17 protein-coding genes are annotated in these 16,511 nt (G+C 63.6%); 8 read left to right on the top strand and 9 right to left on the bottom strand.

Annotation, left to right across the window (positions count from 1 at the left end; all coding sequences use genetic code 11):
- The first annotated feature begins 226 nt into the window (after nucleotides 1–226).
- Entirely contained in the window at nucleotides 227–538 is a 312-nt protein-coding gene (locus ASC86_RS03940) for an I78 family peptidase inhibitor (RefSeq protein ID WP_244477515.1), read from the top strand.
- A 118-nt stretch (nucleotides 539–656) separates the two neighbouring features.
- On the opposite strand, the gene ASC86_RS03935 is transcribed toward ASC86_RS03940, so the two are convergent.
- Both ASC86_RS03935 and ASC86_RS03930 read right to left on the bottom strand, forming a co-directional pair.
- Nucleotides 657–1,025, bottom strand: a complete 369-nt coding sequence (locus tag ASC86_RS03935) for a VOC family protein (protein WP_056316321.1) — start codon at nucleotides 1,023–1,025, stop codon at nucleotides 657–659.
- Nucleotides 1,026–1,102: 77 nt separating this feature from the next.
- Nucleotides 1,103–1,798, bottom strand: coding sequence for a YafY family protein (locus ASC86_RS03930; RefSeq protein ID WP_056316318.1), 696 nt, complete (start codon nucleotides 1,796–1,798; stop codon nucleotides 1,103–1,105).
- Between ASC86_RS03930 and dtd the strand changes: the two genes are divergently transcribed.
- Nucleotides 1,763–2,359, top strand: a complete 597-nt coding sequence (gene dtd / locus ASC86_RS03925) for a D-aminoacyl-tRNA deacylase (protein WP_244477514.1) — start codon at nucleotides 1,763–1,765, stop codon at nucleotides 2,357–2,359. The two genes, ASC86_RS03930 and dtd, sit on opposite strands and share 36 nt — an antisense overlap.
- Before the next feature lie 5 nt (nucleotides 2,360–2,364).
- On the opposite strand, the gene ASC86_RS03920 is transcribed toward dtd, so the two are convergent.
- The 3 genes from ASC86_RS03920 to ASC86_RS25555 all read right to left on the bottom strand — a co-directional run bounded on the left by ASC86_RS03920 (nucleotide 2,365) and on the right by ASC86_RS25555 (nucleotide 3,987).
- Nucleotides 2,365–2,847 carry a DUF882 domain-containing protein gene (locus ASC86_RS03920; protein WP_056316311.1) on the bottom strand — a complete coding sequence of 161 codons (483 nt, stop codon included), beginning with the start codon at nucleotides 2,845–2,847 and terminating at the stop codon, nucleotides 2,365–2,367.
- Nucleotides 2,848–3,160: 313 nt separating this feature from the next.
- Nucleotides 3,161–3,721, bottom strand: a complete 561-nt coding sequence (locus ASC86_RS03915) for an XRE family transcriptional regulator (RefSeq protein ID WP_162244970.1) — start codon at nucleotides 3,719–3,721, stop codon at nucleotides 3,161–3,163.
- A gap of 56 nt (nucleotides 3,722–3,777) precedes the next feature.
- Nucleotides 3,778–3,987, bottom strand: coding sequence for a hypothetical protein (locus ASC86_RS25555; RefSeq protein ID WP_156386889.1), 210 nt, complete (start codon nucleotides 3,985–3,987; stop codon nucleotides 3,778–3,780).
- 4 nt (nucleotides 3,988–3,991) lie between these two features.
- Here ASC86_RS25555 and ASC86_RS03910 point away from each other — a divergent pair, with 4 nt between their 5' ends.
- The 6 genes from ASC86_RS03910 (at nucleotide 3,992) to ASC86_RS03885 (ending at nucleotide 12,769) form a co-directional block, all read left to right on the top strand.
- Nucleotides 3,992–5,728 (top strand): ABC transporter substrate-binding protein, encoded by a 1,737-nt coding sequence (locus tag ASC86_RS03910; RefSeq protein WP_156386888.1) that lies wholly within the window; start codon nucleotides 3,992–3,994, stop codon nucleotides 5,726–5,728.
- A 73-nt stretch (nucleotides 5,729–5,801) separates the two neighbouring features.
- Nucleotides 5,802–7,643 carry an ABC transporter ATP-binding protein gene (locus tag ASC86_RS03905; RefSeq protein WP_056316303.1) on the top strand — a complete coding sequence of 614 codons (1,842 nt, stop codon included), beginning with the start codon at nucleotides 5,802–5,804 and terminating at the stop codon, nucleotides 7,641–7,643.
- Nucleotides 7,640–8,608 (top strand): ABC transporter permease, encoded by a 969-nt coding sequence (locus tag ASC86_RS03900; RefSeq protein WP_056316300.1) that lies wholly within the window; start codon nucleotides 7,640–7,642, stop codon nucleotides 8,606–8,608. The genes ASC86_RS03905 and ASC86_RS03900 overlap by 4 nt, the downstream gene beginning before the upstream one ends.
- Nucleotides 8,605–9,558, top strand: a complete 954-nt coding sequence (locus ASC86_RS03895) for an ABC transporter permease (protein ID WP_056316297.1) — start codon at nucleotides 8,605–8,607, stop codon at nucleotides 9,556–9,558. The genes ASC86_RS03900 and ASC86_RS03895 overlap by 4 nt, the downstream gene beginning before the upstream one ends.
- A 66-nt stretch (nucleotides 9,559–9,624) precedes the next feature.
- Nucleotides 9,625–10,923 (top strand): alpha/beta fold hydrolase, encoded by a 1,299-nt coding sequence (locus tag ASC86_RS03890; RefSeq protein ID WP_056316294.1) that lies wholly within the window; start codon nucleotides 9,625–9,627, stop codon nucleotides 10,921–10,923.
- 19 nt (nucleotides 10,924–10,942) lie between these two features.
- Entirely contained in the window at nucleotides 10,943–12,769 is a 1,827-nt protein-coding gene (locus tag ASC86_RS03885) for an aminopeptidase P family protein (protein WP_056316292.1), read from the top strand.
- On the opposite strand, the gene ASC86_RS03880 is transcribed toward ASC86_RS03885, so the two are convergent.
- The 4 genes from ASC86_RS03880 to ASC86_RS03865 all read right to left on the bottom strand — a co-directional run bounded on the left by ASC86_RS03880 (nucleotide 12,748) and on the right by ASC86_RS03865 (nucleotide 16,504).
- Entirely contained in the window at nucleotides 12,748–14,031 is a 1,284-nt protein-coding gene (locus ASC86_RS03880; RefSeq protein ID WP_056316290.1) for a cystathionine gamma-synthase family protein, read from the bottom strand. The genes ASC86_RS03885 and ASC86_RS03880 overlap by 22 nt on opposite strands.
- 250 nt (nucleotides 14,032–14,281) lie before the next feature.
- Nucleotides 14,282–14,524 carry a hypothetical protein gene (locus tag ASC86_RS03875; protein WP_056316287.1) on the bottom strand — a complete coding sequence of 81 codons (243 nt, stop codon included), beginning with the start codon at nucleotides 14,522–14,524 and terminating at the stop codon, nucleotides 14,282–14,284.
- 112 nt (nucleotides 14,525–14,636) lie between these two features.
- Nucleotides 14,637–15,338: a TfuA-like protein gene (locus ASC86_RS03870; RefSeq protein ID WP_056316283.1), complete on the bottom strand. Its 702-nt coding sequence runs from the start codon at nucleotides 15,336–15,338 to the stop codon at nucleotides 14,637–14,639.
- Nucleotides 15,335–16,504, bottom strand: coding sequence for a YcaO-like family protein (locus tag ASC86_RS03865; RefSeq protein ID WP_162244969.1), 1,170 nt, complete (start codon nucleotides 16,502–16,504; stop codon nucleotides 15,335–15,337). The genes ASC86_RS03870 and ASC86_RS03865 overlap by 4 nt, the downstream gene beginning before the upstream one ends.
- Nucleotides 16,505–16,511 lie beyond the last annotated feature (7 nt).

Raw genomic sequence — 16,511 nt, 5'->3', positions numbered from 1 at the left:
AAATTTGTCGGGGCATCTCGGCGCGTGATTTTTCGCGGCCGGACTTGACGGAAATTCGAAACCGTAATTTAATTCGGTGATAGAACGAATTAAATGAAATGCGGTATGGCGGAGGCGGTCGGGATCGGTTCTGGAAGACGGGTAGCGGCCTATGAAGCAGGCCCGTGTCATGCTCCGGCCCCAATCACCGGATTGATCGTGGTTTCCGATCAAATGGAGATGAACCTTGAAGCGATACACCCTCATCCTCGCCGCCGGAATGACCGGCCTCGCGCTGCTTGCCGCCGGCTGCCAGAAGGAAAAGGAAAAAGAGCCGGAAGCGGCCGCCCCGCAGGCTGGTCTCTGCAAGCCTGAGGCTGCAGCTGCGCTTGTCGGCAAGGATCGCATTTCCGACGCCGATGCGATGCAGCTGACCGGCGCGACGATCGTCCGGCAGATCAAGCCCGGCGACGGCGCGACGATGGATCTTCGCCAGGAGCGTGTGACCATCGAAACCGATGCGACGACCGGCAAGATCACCCGCGCCATGTGCGGATAAGTTTGCTCGGGGTCGGGAAGAGCGCGAAGCCGATGCCCTGCGTCCTCTGAAAACGCGTTTGCGGCCCGGTTTTGTCTCAGCGGCGGCACCGGGCCGTAACTTTTTGCATCAGTCGGGATTATTGCTCTTCGGCGACCGCATAGACGCGCAGGCGGTGTCCGTCCGGATCGAGCGCGACGAAGCTGCGTCCGAAATCAAGCTCGGTCGGCGGCAGGGCCATCGTTGCACCCTTTGCCAGCCAGTCGGCATAAGCGGCATCGACGGCCGCACCGTCTTCCACCTTGAAACCGAGTTCGCTGCCGCCTCCGGCGGTCACCGGCGCCGGCTGTACGCCTTCCTTGCTCCAAAGGCCCAGCGCCAGGCCTGAAGGAAGAATGAAGAGCGCGAAGCTCGGGCTTGCCTCGACCGGCTGCCGACCGAGCAGGGTGGTATAGAAGCGGGCGCTTGCCGCGGCATCGGTGACGTAGAGAAGAAGAGTATTGGTCATGATCGGGCTCCGTTCAGGGGTTGAATGGAGCTGATGGTATGCGACCATGTTGCCAATTTACGGCAGTAGTCGTCGGCTCAATCCTGTTGTCGCGAAATCCCTTCCGCCGCGCGCCATTCCTTCAGCAATGCCTGCCGCCGGCGCGGATAGCGCACATCGAGCGGTGTGACCGACGCTATCCTATCTGTGCGGAAGTGGCGAAACCCCTGGCGCAGCTCGCACCATGCCAGCAACATCCGCACGGTATCGAAGAAGGCAAGCGCGAATGGCCAGACGACGCGCTGCGATGTCGCGCCGTTGCGGTCGCGATAAACGAGCGTCACTTTTCGCTCGGTACGGATGACCTTGCGTAGCAGGGCCGGATCGACCGTATCGGCCGGAATGGCAGCACCAGGGCCGACCAGCAAGGCCGATGCATCGAGATCGTCGCGAAGGTCGGCGGGCAGAACGGCGGCTATCCGGGAAAGCGCGCTCAGCGCCGCTTGCCGCAGGCGATCGTCGGCGCGTTCGGCAACCCAGCGCGAACCGAGCACCATCGCCTCGATCTCCTCCGGCGTGAACATCAGCGGTGGTAGCAGAAAGCCCGGTTTCAGGACGTAACCGATGCCTGGTTCGCCATCGATTGCAGCACCCATCGCCTGAAGGCTGGCGATGTCCCGATAAAGCGTGCGGATGCTGACACCGGTCTCCTCGGCCAGCGCCTTGCCGCTGACCGGCCGGCGATGTCGGCGCAGCGCATGCAGAAGATCGAAAAGGCGCTCGGAACGGGACATGACGCCTTATACAAGCCGATGCTGATGCCGGATAGTGGCAGCAGCCTTTGTGGACGCGGGGCTGGATTTTGGGTCGCCCTCTTCGGTAAGAGGGCAGCAAAGGGAGGAATCGTTTCCATGAGAGCACTCATCCAGCGCGTTTCAACCGCGCGCGTAACCGTCGATGACGTGGTAACCGGTGAAATCGGCGGCGGTCTTCTGGCTTTCGTCTGCGCGATGAAGGGCGACACAGAAAAGGAATGCGCGTGGCTGGCGCGCAAGATCGTCAATTTGCGCATCTTCAGGGATGATGCGGATCGCATGAACCGCTCGCTTGTCGATGTCGGCGGCTCCGCCCTGGTTGTCAGCCAGTTCACGCTGGCCGCGGAGACGAAAGGCAACCGTCCCGGCTTTTCCACCGCCGCGCCGCCGGATGAGGGCAAGCGTCTCTATGAGATATTCTCAGCCGATATGTCCGCCCTTGGCGTTCCCGTTGCAAATGGCATTTTTGGCGCGGACATGCGGGTGGAACTGGTCAACAGTGGCCCCGTCACCATCTGGCTCGACACGGCGTCCGGTTGACGGGACTACGCCCGTCGTCCGCTGCGCCGCCGCGCGCTGAGGATGCCGCCGCCTCCCTTGCCACAATAGGCCCAGTTCCGCCGCGCGCCGGTATCGACATGGATGATGCCGTTGCAATAGCGGCCGACGCCGCCGATGCCGGGCGCTGACAGCGCGGCGGCGATGATCGACCGCTCGGAAACCCCCGGCACGCGGATATCCGCCGCCTGGCAGGTGCGATGAAGCGAGCCGCTACGGCTGGAGCGCGGCCGGTGGCCGGAGGTCACCAAAGGCCGTCGCCCGGTCCGCGCGGCAATATGCGCGAGGATGCCTTGCAATTGCGGAGAAAAGCAACCGGTCCTGACGGAAACGGTCTGGACCGAGTAGGCGACCGAGATGCTGTGGCTGGGAAGCCTGACCTTCCGCCTCTTCTCTTCCTTGGCTTCGCCTGCGGTAAAGAAGGTCAAGGTCAGCAGGCAGCTGAGAGCAATTGAAAAAACGTTACGCATTGCTATCCCCCTTGTGGATGCTCTGCGGCCCGGTAGATATCGAAAATGGGCGCAAGCAGGCACCGTCGGCCGCCACCTGTCACGGGGTGCGCGAGCCATCGGATAAGGCCGCCGGAGCGGACGCTGGGTTTACTGGTGCGGAGGTAATTTCATCTAAAATGAAGCGATTTTGTGAAAGGTCGTGCTGATCATCCGAAAGAGGTATGCCGCAAGACATCCAAAATGAATAAAAGAAATAAATAATATTGAGGAAAATATTCCAGTCGATCTAATCGCGCCGGTGAAAACGGCGATGACGGCGTTGGCGTTACCATCACGAAAACAGCGGCTGCGTGCGCACCCAGAGTTCCAGCGTCGTCTCGGTGCCGAGGGTCGCCGAGCGGTGGGGGAGGTGCGACTGGAAATGCATAGAATCGCCCTTGTTGAGGATGTGGCGTTCGCCGTTCACTTCCAAGAGCATGCAGCCTTCCAGCACATAGACGAAATCCTCGCCCTCGTTGTGCATGATCTCAGAGACATGGCCCGGCGGGCGGCGCACGAGGGTCGGGTGGAGTTTCGCATCGGCAAAGCTGCCGCCGAGCAGTTCGTAGGTGCGGCGCGCGTCGCCGAGGCTGAAGGCCGTGCGTTCGCCTTGCCGGGAAACCGAGCCCGACTGGCGCGGCGCCTTGATGAAGGCGTCGACATTGGTGCCGAGCGCTTCGGCGATGTTGCAGAGTGAGGCGAGCGAGGGCGTCGAGGTGCCGCGCTCGATCTGCGACAGGAAGCCGATGGAAAGCCCGACGTGCTCTGACACCTGCTGCAGCGTCATGTCCATGGCGCGGCGGCGCTTGCGGATCTTCTTACCGAGGGCCTCTTCCGCGACGTTGCCTGTCACGTCCTTCTTTTTCGTTTTCGCCTCTGGCGACATTGCAATACCCGTTTGCGGACCTGTTACGTTGCTGGAATATGAGCCATGCCACCGGCAATGTCGATGTGTGCAATAGCGCTCGTCCAGGGGATTGCTGCCTTGATGCGCGCCTTTACGCTCCCCTTTCCGCGCACTATAAAAATTTTACTATTGACCTTCAATTTCTTTTGCATTGGTTCAATTTTTGAGTAATGACTTTCTCCGGTGAGGAAAAGCTCAAGGGAGGAGCCCATGCGGATGCACAAGAATTGGATGGTCCTGATGGCGACGGCGGCCGTGATCGGCACGTTGCAGGTTGGCGGCGCGCTGGCGCAGGAGCCGCAGACCGGCGGCGCGCTGCGCATCCTGGCGACGGGCGAGCCCGACCATATGGACCCGGCCCTCGCCGGCATGGTCCCGACCAACAACCTCATGCGGGCCATTTCCCGCCAGCTCGTCAGCTACGAGTCCTCGAGCGACCCGGATGTCGCGCTCAAGCCGGTCGGTGATCTCGCGACCGAGGTTCCGCAGCCGACTGACGGTGGCCTCACCTATACGTTCACCCTGCGCGACGGCGCGATGTTCAATGCTCCTTCCGGTCCGCGACAGATCACGTCGGCGGATGTGGAGCGCGGTTTCAAGCGCCTCTGCAACCCGCATATGCAGGCCGCGACGCTCACCTATTTCACCGCGCTGATCTCAGGCCTTTCCGAATTCTGCGACGGCTTTGCCAAGGTCGAGCCGACGGCGGCGGCGATGAAGGCTTACATCGAGGGCAACGACGTCACCGGCATCGAGACGCCGGATGAGAAGACCGTGGTCTTCAAGCTCAAGGAGCGGGCCGGCGACTTCGTCTACATGCTCTCGCTGCCGATGCCCGCGCCGGCCGCGATCGAAACGCTGGACTACATTCCAGACAGCCCGGAGTTCCGCGCCAATTTCATCGGCAGCGGCCCCTATACGATCGGCGAGTATACGCCGGACACCAGCTTGAAGCTGGTGCGCAATCCGGCCTGGAAGGCCGAAAGCGACCCGCTGCGCAAGGCCTATGTCGATGAGATCGACATCACCATGGGCATGCAGGCCGATGCGATCATGCAGCAGCTGCAGTCGGGCGATGGCGACCTCGCCTATGACATCAACGTGCCGACCGCGATCCTGTCGACCCTTGCCGCCACCGGCGACGAGAAGCTGACGGCGATGTCCTCCGGCAACACCAACTTCCTGTTCATCAACACGGTCTCGGAAAACAACAAGGGCGCGCTGAAGGACCTGCGCGTGCGCCAGGCGCTGCAATATGCGGTCGACAAGGCCGCCATCGTCCAGCAGTGGGGCGGCTCGACCGTAGCCGAGCCGGCAAACGGTATCTTCGGCATCGGCGTGCTCGGCTATCACAAGTTCGACCTCTATCCTTCGACGGACGCCAAGGGTGATCCGGAAAAGGCAAAGGCGCTGCTGAAGGAAGCCGGTTTCCCCGACGGCATCACGCTGAAGATGCCCTATCGCAACAAGGACCTGGAAGTGGCGACCGCCGCAACGATCCAGGCGAGCCTTGCACGCGCCGGCATCACGTTGGAAATGACGCCGGTGACGGCGGCCGACTACTATTCCAAGTTCATGACCAACCCGGTCAACACCAAGGAAGGCACCTGGGATATCGCGCCCGTCGGCTGGACGCCGGACTGGGTCGGCGGTGCCGCGCGTTCGGTCTTCCAGCCGCAATTCACCTTCAATGGCACGCACCAGACCTATAACTACACCGACTACAACAATCCGAAGGCCAACGAGATCGCCGCCAAGGCGATCAATGCTACGACGCCGGAGGAGACGGCCAAGCTCTGGGCTGAGGTCGATGAGCTTGTCATGGCCGATGCGCCGGTCGTGCCGCTGATCGCCAACAAGAACCCGCGCTATCGCAGCGAGGCGGTAAAGAACTACCAGCCCTATGCGCTGGGCGTCGAAGGCGACTGGACCAATCTCTGGCTCGAGCGCTGATCGGCTGACATCGCAACCGGCGCCGGATCATCGTTCCGGCGCCTTTCTCTTCCGCAGACGAACGGGTTCTGACTTGGCTATTCTCGAAGCGAAGGGTCTCACCGTCGATATCCCGACCGAAGACGGCACCGTGCATGCGGTGCGCAATGTCTCCTTCTCCATCCGGCCGGGCTCGCTGTTCGGCATTGCCGGCGAATCCGGCTCCGGCAAGAGCGTGCTGACCCAGGCGGTGATGGGGCTTTTGCCCAATGCCGATATCGGCGGCGAGGTCTGGTTCGAGGGGCGCAACCTCATCGGCCTGCCGCAGGAAGAGATGCGCCGCCTGCGCGGCGGGCGCATCGGCATGATCTTCCAGGACCCGCTCTCCAGCCTGCATCCGTTCTACACCATCGGCGCCCAGATCGCCGAGGTGCTGCATGCCCACGAAAAGATCAGCCCGGCGGATGCACGGGAGCGCGTCGTCGAGATGCTCGGCAAGGTCGGCATCCCGTCGCCGGCCGAACGCTACGACGATTATCCGCACCAGTTTTCCGGCGGCATGCGCCAGCGGGTGATGATCGCCATGGCGCTGATCCTCAAACCGGCGCTGATCATCGCCGACGAGCCGACGACGGCGCTCGATGTCACCGTGCAGGCGCAGATCGTGGCGTTGCTCGATGCCATGCGCCGGGATTTCGGCACGACGGTCATCCTCATCACCCACGATCTTGGCCTGCTCTCCAGCGTCGCCGACGATGTGATGGTGATGTATGCCGGCCACAGGCTGGAATATGGCCGGGCGGCAGATGTGTTTCGCGCGCCGGCCCATCCCTATACCGCCGGGCTTCTCCGCTCCACGCCGGCAAGCTATCGGCCGGGCACCGAGCTTGCGCCGGTCAGCGGCCGCCCCCCGAGCCTTCTGGCGACGCCCACCGGCTGCATCTTCGCGCCCCGCTGCGCCGAAGCCCTGCCGCGCTGTTCCAGCGAGCCGCCGCCGCTGCGTCGTTTTAGCGATGATGTCGAATCCCTCTGTTGGCTGGAGGATGGCGCAAGCGCCGCTCGGCCGGCCGCCGCTGCAGCTGTCGCGGCCAAAGCGATCAAGCCGGAACTGGTGGCAGAGGTGGAGGACGTGCGCCTGACCTATCACGTCGGCAGCTTCTTCGGCCCGAAACGGGCGCTCGACGTCCTCAAAGGCATCAATCTCACAATTGGCCGCGGCGAGACCGTCGGGCTCGTCGGCGAAAGCGGCTGCGGGAAATCCACGCTGGCGCGCATCGTCGCCGGGCTGGTGCCGGCAACGTCGGGCCACGTGCGCGTCCTCGGCCGCGACATGAGCACGCTCGATGCCCGGCAGTGGCGCGACATGCGTCGCGAGGTGCAACTCGTCTTCCAAGACCCGTTCGGGTCGCTTAATCCCCGCCGCCGCGTCGGCGCCATCATCGGCGATCCTTTTCGCCTGCATGGGCTTGCGAGCGGCGAGGAGCGGCGAGAGAAGGTGCGGCACCTGATGGAACGGGTCGGCCTCAATCCCGAACACTACAACCGCTTCCCAGCGGAATTTTCCGGCGGCCAGCGCCAGAGGATCGGCATCGCCCGTGCTCTGGCGCTCAATCCGGCGCTGATCATCTGTGACGAGCCGGTCTCGGCGCTCGACGTGTCGATCCAGGCGCAGGTCCTGAACCTGCTGCGTGAATTGCAGCGCGATCTGGGCCTGACCTATCTGTTCATTTCCCACGACCTTTCGGTGGTGCGCCATGTCTGCGACCGCATCGCGGTGATGCAGGGCGGACGCATCGTCGAGATGGAAACGGCCGAGCGGCTGTTTGCCGATCCGCAGCACGATTATACCAAAACGCTGCTGTCGGCCTCCAAGACGCTGCCGGCTTTCGAAGAGGGCGGACGCCGGTCGCTGATCGAGACGCGGGTGGCATCATGAGCACTGTGACGACAACGGAAACCTCTCCCCAGACCGAGGTCGTGCAGCGCGGCTCCTTCGCGCTGACGGTTCGGCGGCTCCGGCGCGATACGGCCAGCATGGCGGCGCTTTGCGTCATCTTCGCCATCATCGTGCTGGCGATCGCCGCCCCATGGGTGGCGGCGATGACCGGCCACTCGCCCATCGAGCAGTTCCGCGACACCGGCCTGTCGCCGGCCGGCATTCCGGTCGGGCCGGGCGCGGAATTCTGGTTTGGCACCGACCAGCTCGGCCGCGATGTGCTGGTCCGGCTCGCCTATGGCGCGCGGGTGTCGCTGCTTGTCGGCGTCTTCGCCTCGCTGATTGCCTCGCTGATCGCCGTCATCGTCGGCACCACGGCGGGTTATTTCGGCGGCGCGGTCGATCTGGTGCTGAGCCGGCTGACCGATCTTGTGATGAGCGTGCCCTTCCTGCTCTGCGCGCTGGCACTGGTCTCCGCCTTCGGGCCGAGCCTGACGCTCTCCGTCGCCGTCATTGTCTTCTTCAGCTGGGCGCCGATGGCGCGTGTCATCCGCGGGCAGGTGATCTCGCTGCGGCGGCAGGATTTCGTGCTCGCCAGCCGCTCGCTCGGGGCCGGGCCGCTATCGATCATGGTCGTCGATATCCTGCCCAATCTCGCGGTGCCGATCATCGTCTACACCACCATGCAGATCCCCAATTCCATCGTCTTCGAGGCGACGCTCTCCTTCCTCGGCATGGGCATCGTGCCGCCGACGCCAAGCTGGGGCGGTATGCTGGCGGATGCCTCGTCCAACTCGCTCTATCTCGTAGCGTGGTGGCTGATCTTCGTGCCCGGTACGGCGCTGCTCATGACCACGCTCGCCTTCAACATCCTCGGCGACGGCCTGCGCGATGCGCTCGACCCGAAGAGCGCCCGCACCATGCGCCGCCTCAAGCGCAGGCCGAAAGCAGGAGCCAAGCCATGATCCGCTTTCTGACCCACCGCGTCGGCTTCGGCGCCGGCGTGCTGCTGGTGCTCTCGGCCTTCGTCTTCTTCCTGTTCTTCGTCGCGCCCGGCGATCCCGCCCGGATGATCGCCGGCGACAAGGCGACCGAAAGCCAGCTCCAGCAAATCCGAAAGAACCTCGGCGTCGACCGGCCGATCGTCGTGCAATACGGCGCCTTCATGCAGAAGGCGCTTTCCGGCGATCTCGGCTTTTCCTACCGCAACCAGCAGCCGGTCGCGCCCATCATTCTCCGACGCATTCCGGTGACGCTGTCGCTGGTGCTCGGCGGCGCGCTGCTGTGGCTGTCCATCGGCGTGCCGATCGGCATCATGTCGGCCCGTCACGTCGGCAGCCTACGCGACCGGCTGGGGCAGGCCTTCATCCTCATCGGTCTCAGTTTCCCGACCTTCGTGCTGGGCATGATGTCGCTCTATTTGCTCTATTTCCTGCCGAAGCAGGCCGGCTTCACCCTGTTTCCGGCCGGCGGCTACAAGGCGCTGTCGTCCAATCCCGTCATCTGGGCCTGGCATCTGGCCTTGCCATGGACGACGCTGGCGCTCACCATGGCGGCGATCTATGCGCGGCTGACGCGCGGTCAGATGTTGGACGTGATGGGCGAGGACTATATCCGTACCGCCCGCGCCAAGGGGCTGACCGAGCGCCGGGTGGTATGGAAGCACGGCATGCGCGCCGCGCTGACGCCGCTGGTGACGCAGCTAGGCGCCGATATCGCGCTGTTGCTCGGCGGTGTCATCGTCATCGAACAGGTTTACGGCCTGCAGGGCGTCGGCGCGCTAGCCGTACAGGCGGTCGCCAATCAGGACAGGCCGATCATCATCGGCGTCGTGCTGCTCGGCGGCGTTTTCATCGTCATTGCCAATATCGTGGTCGACCTGCTGTATGTGCTGCTCGACCCAAGGGTACGCTGAAGCATGGCGCGCAAAAGTGTGAAGCGGTTTTGCGATAACGACATGCGTTGAAATAGGAAAATTCCCATGATCGTCTCCGAATACACCATCCCCGGCCTGCATGTGCGCGATCACGTCGTGACCGTGCCGCTCGACTGGTCGAAGCCCGAGGGCAGGACCATCGAGGTTTTCGCCCGTGAGGTGGTCGACCCCGCGCGCAAGGACGAGAAGCTGCCGCTCCTCTGTTTCCTGCAGGGCGGACCGGGCGGAAAATCGCCGCGCCCGACGAAAAGCAGCCCGCCCTGGCTCGCCAAGGCGCTGAAGACGCACCGCATCATCCTGCCCGACCAGCGCGGCACCGGCCGTTCCGCCCCCGTCGATGCCGCTACTATCGCCGGCTTCGACGGCGAGGCGGGGGCGGATTACCTCGCCTGCTTCCGCGCCGATTCCATCGTCGATGATCTCGAACATATCCGGAAGACCGTCTTCGCAGGCGAGCGCTGGCAGACGCTCGGCCAGAGCTATGGCGGCTTCCTGACGCTCACCTATCTCAGCCGCGCGCCGGAAGGCCTGTCCGCCTGTTATGTCGCCGGCGGCATCCCGAGCATCGAGCCCTCGGTCGACGAGGTCTACCGCCGTACCTATCCGCGCGTGCGCGCCAAGAACGAGATTTTCTACAAGCGTTATCCCGATGACAAGGCGCTGGTCGCCCGCATCGCCGATTTCATCGAGGCCAATCCGGTGATGCTGCCGGATGGCGACCGCCTGTCGGTGCGCCGTTTCCAGAGCCTCGGCCTCGATTTCGGCATGGGGCCGGGTTTCGAAAACATCCACTGGCTGCTCGACGAAGCCTTTGCCGCTGACGATCGCCTGTCCGATCAGTTCCTCGGCTCGCTCATGCATGCGACCGCCTATAATGGCAATCCGCTCTTCGCCGCGATCCACGAGGCGATCTATGGGCAAGGCGAGGGCGCGACCAATTGGTCGGCCGAGCGGTTGCTTGCCGAATTCCCCGAATTCGACGCCAAGGCACGGCCGCTGCTCTTCACCGGCGAGATGATCTATCCGTCGATGTTCGAGGAGATCGCGCTGCTCCGGCCCTTCCGCGCCGCTGCCGAAGCGCTCGCGCGCCGTCCGCGCTACAGCCAGCTCTACGACAAGGCTCGCCTTGCCGAAAATACCGTGCCGGTCTCGGCGGTCGTCTACCACGACGACATGTATGTCGATGCCGGTCTGTCGATGCAGACGGCCAGGGCCGTCGGCAATCTGGATGTCTGGATCACCAACGAATTCGAACATGACGGCATCCGCCAGTCGGGCGCGGTCTTCGACCGGCTCGTTGCGCTGGTAGCCGAAAAGGGTGGGCCGCTGAAGGCCGGCCTATAAAAACGAAAGATAAAAGATCATGACGACGAACGACCGTGCGCCGGTATTGGCGGCGCTGCGCGGCTGGATGGATTCGGCCGGGCTGGATGGCCTCATCGTGCCGCGCACCGACGCCCATCAAAGCGAGGTGACCGCGCCGCACGACGATTGCCTGCGTTATCTCAGCGGCTTTTCCGGCTCTGCCGGGCTGGCGCTGGTGCTGAAGGAAAAGGCGGTGATCTTCGTGGATGGCCGCTATCAGGTGCAGGTGCGCCAGGAAGTCGACCTGTCGCTGTTCGAAATCCACCACCTCCACGACGATCCGCTCGACCGCTGGCTGAAAGACCACGCCCAGCCCGGCTGGCGCATCGGCATCGACACGATGCTGGTCGGCGGCAACCTTTATGACCGGCTGGCCGGCGGCTGCACCGCTTCCGGCGCGGAACTGGTGACGCTTGATGCCGATCCTTTCGACGTCGTCTGGCATGACCGTCCGCTTCCCCCGCTGGGCGCGATCCGGGCGATGTCGCCAGATGTCGCCGGGGAAACCGCGGCCGGCAAACGGTCCCGTATCGCCGAAGGCGTGCGGCAGCGCGGCGCGGATATTCTGGTCGAAACCCTGCCGGACAATATCGCCTGGCTCTTGAATGTGCGCGGCTCCGACGTGCCGATGAACCCGGTGCCGCATTCCTTCCTGCTGCTCGGCACGGATGGCGGCCTCGAATGGTTCGTCGATCGCCGCAAGCTCGGCAACGATCTCACTGCCTACGAGCTTGCCGACGTGACCCTGTCGCCGCCGGAGCGTTTCCTCGATCGGCTCGCGGCAGCGGTGGCCGGGAAGACGGCGGTGATCGACGCGGATTTCGCGCCGCAGGCCGTGCGCGCCGGCATTCTTGCGGCTGGCGGCCGGCTTGCGCCGCAGACGAGCCCCATCACTCTTGCCAAGTCCCTGAAAACATCGGCCGAATTGCAGGGTTTCCGCGATTGCCATCTGGAAGACGGCATCGCCGTCACCGATTTCCTCGCCTGGCTTTCCGTCGAGGCGCCCGCCCGCGAGAAGGCGGGCCGTCCCCTGACCGAACTTGAGGCAGAAGCCCAACTGCTGGTCTTCAGGCAGGAGCGGAAGGATTTCCTGGAACCGAGCTTCCGCACGATTTCCGCCGCTGGCGCCAATGCCGCCATGTGCCATTACGCGGCAAGCGAAGAGACCAACGCGCCGATCGAGATGACGGCGCCTTACCTCGTGGATTCCGGCGGGCAATATCTGGGCGGCACCACGGATCTCACGCGCACGATGATGCTGGGCGAGCCGAGCGCGGACATGCGGCGCGCCTATACGGCGGTTCTCAAGGGGTTCATTTCGCTGATGTCGGCGCGCTTCCCGCAGGGAACGCAGGGTCATCAACTGGATGGGCTGGCGCGCCGCCCCTTGTGGGATATCGGCCTCGATTATGACCACGGCACAGGCCACGGCGTCGGTCACAATCTGCTGATCCACGAATATCCGCACCGCTTCGACCGCAAGCCGAACCTTCATGCCCTCATCCCCGGCAATGTCATGACGGTGGAGCCCGGCTATTATGAGCAGGATGCCTTCGGCATGCGCATCGAAAACCAGGTGGAGGTGGTGGCCGATGGTCCCGGCTTCTGCCGCTTCGCCTCGCTGACGCTCGCGCCCATCGATCTTGCCATGGCGGATCTCGATACCCTGACCGCGTCCGAAGCCGCCTTCCTCGATGGCTATCACGCAGAGGTCCGCGAAAGCCTGCTGGAGCGGGTGCGCCCGGAAACGAAGACCTTCCTTCTGTCGCAAACCCGCCCCGTGGTCGAGCAAGCGCTTCGGCGTCAGGCTGCTTCCAGCGCCTGAGCCAGATCGGCAATCAGATCATCCGGGTGTTCGATGCCGATCGACAGCCGGATGGTCGATTCCAGCACGCCGATGCGCTCCCGGACATCGGCGGGAACGCCGGAATGGGTCATCGATGCCGGGTGGGAGGCCAGCGATTCCGTCCCTCCCAGGCTGACGGCAAGCTTGAAGATTTTAAGCTCATTCAGAAACTTGAACGACGCCGGCTGGCCGCCTTTGATGTCGAAGGAAAAGGTCGAGCCCGCGCCGCTGCACTGGGCGGTAAAGGTGCGGCCGACGGGAGAGGCGGGGTCGTTGAACGGCAGGTAATGGATCGTCTCGACCTTTGGGTGATCCCGCAGGAATTCCGCGACGGCTTTCGCGTTGCTGTCGGCCCGCTCCATCCTGATCTGCAGCGTCTCCAGCGAGCGGCCGAGCATCCAGCAGGAATGCGGGTCGAGTTGCGTGCCGATGGCGCCGCGAAGCGCCTTGACCTGCTTCATGATCGCCTTGCTGCCGAGCGCCGCCCCCGCGATCAGGTCGGAATGGCCGCCGACATATTTGGTCAGCGAGTAGAGCGAGATATCTGCCCCATGCTCGATCGGCCGCTGGAAGACGGGGCCGAGCAGGGTGTTGTCGCAGGCGATCACTGGCCTGTGATCCTGCTTTTCGGCGATAGCGTCGGCCACTCGGCGGATCATTGCGATATCGACGAGGCTGTTGGTGGGGTTGGCCGGCGTTTCGATGAGGATGACGGAAACGCGACCCTGTTGCATCGCCGTCTCGGCCGCAGCCTTCACCGAGGCTTCGGAAACGCCATCGGCAAACCCGACCGCCGTCACGCCGAAATTGAGGAAGGTTTTGGCAAGCAGGGTCTCGCTGCCGCCGTAAAGCGGCTGTGAGTGCAAAACCGTATCGCCCGGCCGCACGAAAGCAAACAGCATGGTCGCGATGGCCGACATGCCGGACGAAAACAGCGCGCAGCTTTCCGTGCGTTCATAAACGGCCAGCCGGTCCTCGACGATCTCGCTGTTGGGATGGTTGAAGCGCGAATAGACGAGACCGGCGCCCCGGCCTGCCGGCGGTTCCTTGCGGCCCGAGACGTAATCGAAGAAATCGCGACCGTCTTCCGCCGATTTGAACACGAAGGTCGATGTCAGGAAGACCGGCGGCTTGACCGCGCCTTCGGAAAGCTCGGGATCGTAGCCGTAATTCAGCATCTGTGTTTCGGGATGCAGGGCATGGTTGCCGATGTGGGTTCTCGGCGGATGCGGCGCAGTCATAATTGTCTCCCTTCCTTGAGAGCGCAACGCGCTATGAACTGCAAAGTATACCGAAATCCGTCGTATGGTCTCGCCTTCTCGCGCGGGCCGCCAACTTTGTCGCTGATGTCGGCGCGCAAAAATGAGCCCGGCCGCTTCTTTGCCTGGTCGTGGAACCGTGCGGGGGCAAAGAAGCGGCCGGGCTTTGTGACTATGATTTCGTTCTAAAAATATCTGCTTGAAAAATCTGCCCCCATCTGCCGGCCGTCGCTCAATGGCGGGCGGGCAATACGTCGAATTTCTCGGGGACGGCAAGCGGATCGATCGCTTCGGCCTTCACCTGCTGATAGAGCGCCTGCATCGCCATCTTCAGGCAATAGACCGTCGATTCAAGCCGCAGGTCCTCGGCCGAGTTCTGGGCAAACCGGATCATGCGCGCCAAGGCAGCAATATCTTCCTCGTGGTCGACAACGTTTTCGAGGTCAATGGCACTGTGGGCGAGAACATTCGACATTTGAATCCATCCTGCTGCTCTGACTTTCTCTGAGCATACCCCACATCCCGCCGTGACAGGCGTGACATAGGCGTGACATATACTTTTGAGAATGTCAGGTTGCGGATACAATCTAGAGGTGGCGTTTCATCTTCTCCCAAAGAGTGGTCTCCACAAACGACCAAGCCTTGGGAAATGCACCCTTTTTGTCCGGAGCGTCGTTGACGAGGGCGACGAGTTCGATCGCGTCCAGACGCTTCCGGTCGATGTAATGATCCGCCATAAGCGCCGCGAGGTTGTCCGGCTTCATGTCACGGGACGCGAAGATGCGGCCCCACGTCCGTTCTTTGAAGTGGATGGCCGCTGATGCCGCAAGGAGCGCACCGGCATCCTCGGGGGAAAGCCTTCCACTTTTCGAAAGCGCATCGAGCGTCGCGCGGATGTTGGCCATCGGCAAAGTGAGCGCGCCGCCGCCAAGCTCCGGCGGGGCATGCAGCAAGGCGACCTCGGCGTCATCGACCAGTTCGCCGGATTGGTAGGTACGAAAAATCTCGCCCACGCCGATCATGCCATAGGTCTCGCATTCGGCGGCGCGTAACGCCCCCATGCTGGAAGCGCCGAACACGGTGACGCCTTGCGAGAGCGCAAAGAGGATTTCCTTGTGCCAGACCGGCGCCGTGTATTCGAAGCCGCCATCGATCAGGCCAATGACGGTTGCCCCCTGCTGCACAGCCCGCAACACGTCTCCCTGGATCGCCGGCGGCAGGATACGGATATCGGCGGCGACAAAATCTGCGGCATCCGGCAGGCTCGGCCCGGCAAAGATCACCTTCATGACAAAAATGCCTTCGACAAGGCCCGCGGACCGAAGCGGCGGGCTCTGGTGTCGTCGGGGTTCTCAAGGGCGGGGATAAAGGTTTTCACCACGCTGAACGGCAGACCGGGCGCCTGCAGCGGCACGCAGATCACCCGCGGAACCTTTGCCTTTCTCAACAGGCCGAGCACATGCTCGATAAGCCCATGCATGTCCAGCGAAGCAAACGGCATGTAGCGCGCTCGCTCCGGCACGTCCGCCAGGAACGCCTGCCGGGTTTCCTCGGGCAAAACCTGCTCGAAGGTTTCGCGAGAGGCATCGTCCCGCGCGCCGCTGATGAAGGTCATGCGCGATTGCGCCGCCTCCGTCATCGCCCGCAGCACCGCCCGCGCCGGGTCCGGGTGGGTTCCGCAGCCATGGCTGACATCGACGTAGCGTGTCTGCCGGGCTGTCTCGACGCCGCGGGGCGCGAGAAAACAGGAAAACGTCGGCACGCCGATATCGCTGGTGATGTCGAACAGGCGGAAAGTCAGGCCGGCCGCGTCGAAACGATCGGCCAGATCCGACACGCGATCATCGGCGAAAGCCACCGGCCGAACGCCGGCCCGGTATCGCCGCTCGGCAGACGTCACTTGCCACAGCAGGAAGGCGTCGCGCTCAATGCGTTCCAGAATGCCGTGCAGCATGGCTTCCTCGGTGGTGTTTCCGGAGGCGAGGCCATCGGACGACATCCAGTAGCGATTGTCGCTGCGGGTGCGGTCGAGCAGCGCCGCGTCGCGCGGAACATAGGCCAACCGGCGGTGGATCAGCTCCTGCCCCGAAAGCCAATCCAGCACGTCTCCATCCGTCAGCCCCTTACGGCCGAGGGCAAGCAGCTCGTCGAGCGGTTCGGCGACGGCGTCTTCCGAGATCAGCGTCGCCCTGTCGGCAAGACGGGCCGGCACGGCCGGATCGCCCGCAACGGCCCGCTCCAGCGCCTCCATGACGGCGGACGTGCGGGCGTCGCTGTCGGTCAGCCCCTTGCCCTGCGCCACGACGATCGAGCGGGAATTCGGCGCATAGGCGCACCAGACCGGAACCCCGATGCGATCGAGGCCGGTGTGGCGGGCCAGACGCGTGATGCCGAATTGCCTGAGATAAGGCGAGACGCGATCAAACGTCTCGTCGGGCGGGCAGGCGCGGTCCACGGAAGCG

This window comes from Rhizobium sp. Root1212 (assembly GCF_001424985.1).
Lineage (GTDB): Bacteria > Pseudomonadota > Alphaproteobacteria > Rhizobiales > Rhizobiaceae > Pararhizobium.
This window is presented reverse-complemented; position numbering and strand designations above follow the sequence as displayed.

Bases quoted from the DNA above. Each gene is read 5' to 3' on its own strand.
- ASC86_RS03935 (WP_056316321.1), bottom strand. From the start codon at position 1,025: ATGACCAATACTCTTCTTCTCTACGTCACCGATGCCGCGGCAAGCGCC.
- dtd (WP_244477514.1), top strand. From the start codon at position 1,763: ATGCAGAAGATCGAAAAGGCGCTCGGAACGGGACATGACGCCTTATAC.
- ASC86_RS03930 (WP_056316318.1), bottom strand. From the start codon at position 1,798: ATGTCCCGTTCCGAGCGCCTTTTCGATCTTCTGCATGCGCTGCGCCGA.
- ASC86_RS03920 (WP_056316311.1), bottom strand. From the start codon at position 2,847: ATGCGTAACGTTTTTTCAATTGCTCTCAGCTGCCTGCTGACCTTGACC.
- ASC86_RS25555 (WP_156386889.1), bottom strand. From the start codon at position 3,987: ATGGGCTCCTCCCTTGAGCTTTTCCTCACCGGAGAAAGTCATTACTCA.
- ASC86_RS03910 (WP_156386888.1), top strand. From the start codon at position 3,992: ATGCACAAGAATTGGATGGTCCTGATGGCGACGGCGGCCGTGATCGGC.
- ASC86_RS03900 (WP_056316300.1), top strand. From the start codon at position 7,640: ATGAGCACTGTGACGACAACGGAAACCTCTCCCCAGACCGAGGTCGTG.
- ASC86_RS03895 (WP_056316297.1), top strand. From the start codon at position 8,605: ATGATCCGCTTTCTGACCCACCGCGTCGGCTTCGGCGCCGGCGTGCTG.
- ASC86_RS03890 (WP_056316294.1), top strand. From the start codon at position 9,625: ATGATCGTCTCCGAATACACCATCCCCGGCCTGCATGTGCGCGATCAC.
- ASC86_RS03885 (WP_056316292.1), top strand. From the start codon at position 10,943: ATGACGACGAACGACCGTGCGCCGGTATTGGCGGCGCTGCGCGGCTGG.
- ASC86_RS03880 (WP_056316290.1), bottom strand. From the start codon at position 14,031: ATGACTGCGCCGCATCCGCCGAGAACCCACATCGGCAACCATGCCCTG.
- ASC86_RS03875 (WP_056316287.1), bottom strand. From the start codon at position 14,524: ATGTCGAATGTTCTCGCCCACAGTGCCATTGACCTCGAAAACGTTGTC.
- ASC86_RS03870 (WP_056316283.1), bottom strand. From the start codon at position 15,338: ATGAAGGTGATCTTTGCCGGGCCGAGCCTGCCGGATGCCGCAGATTTT.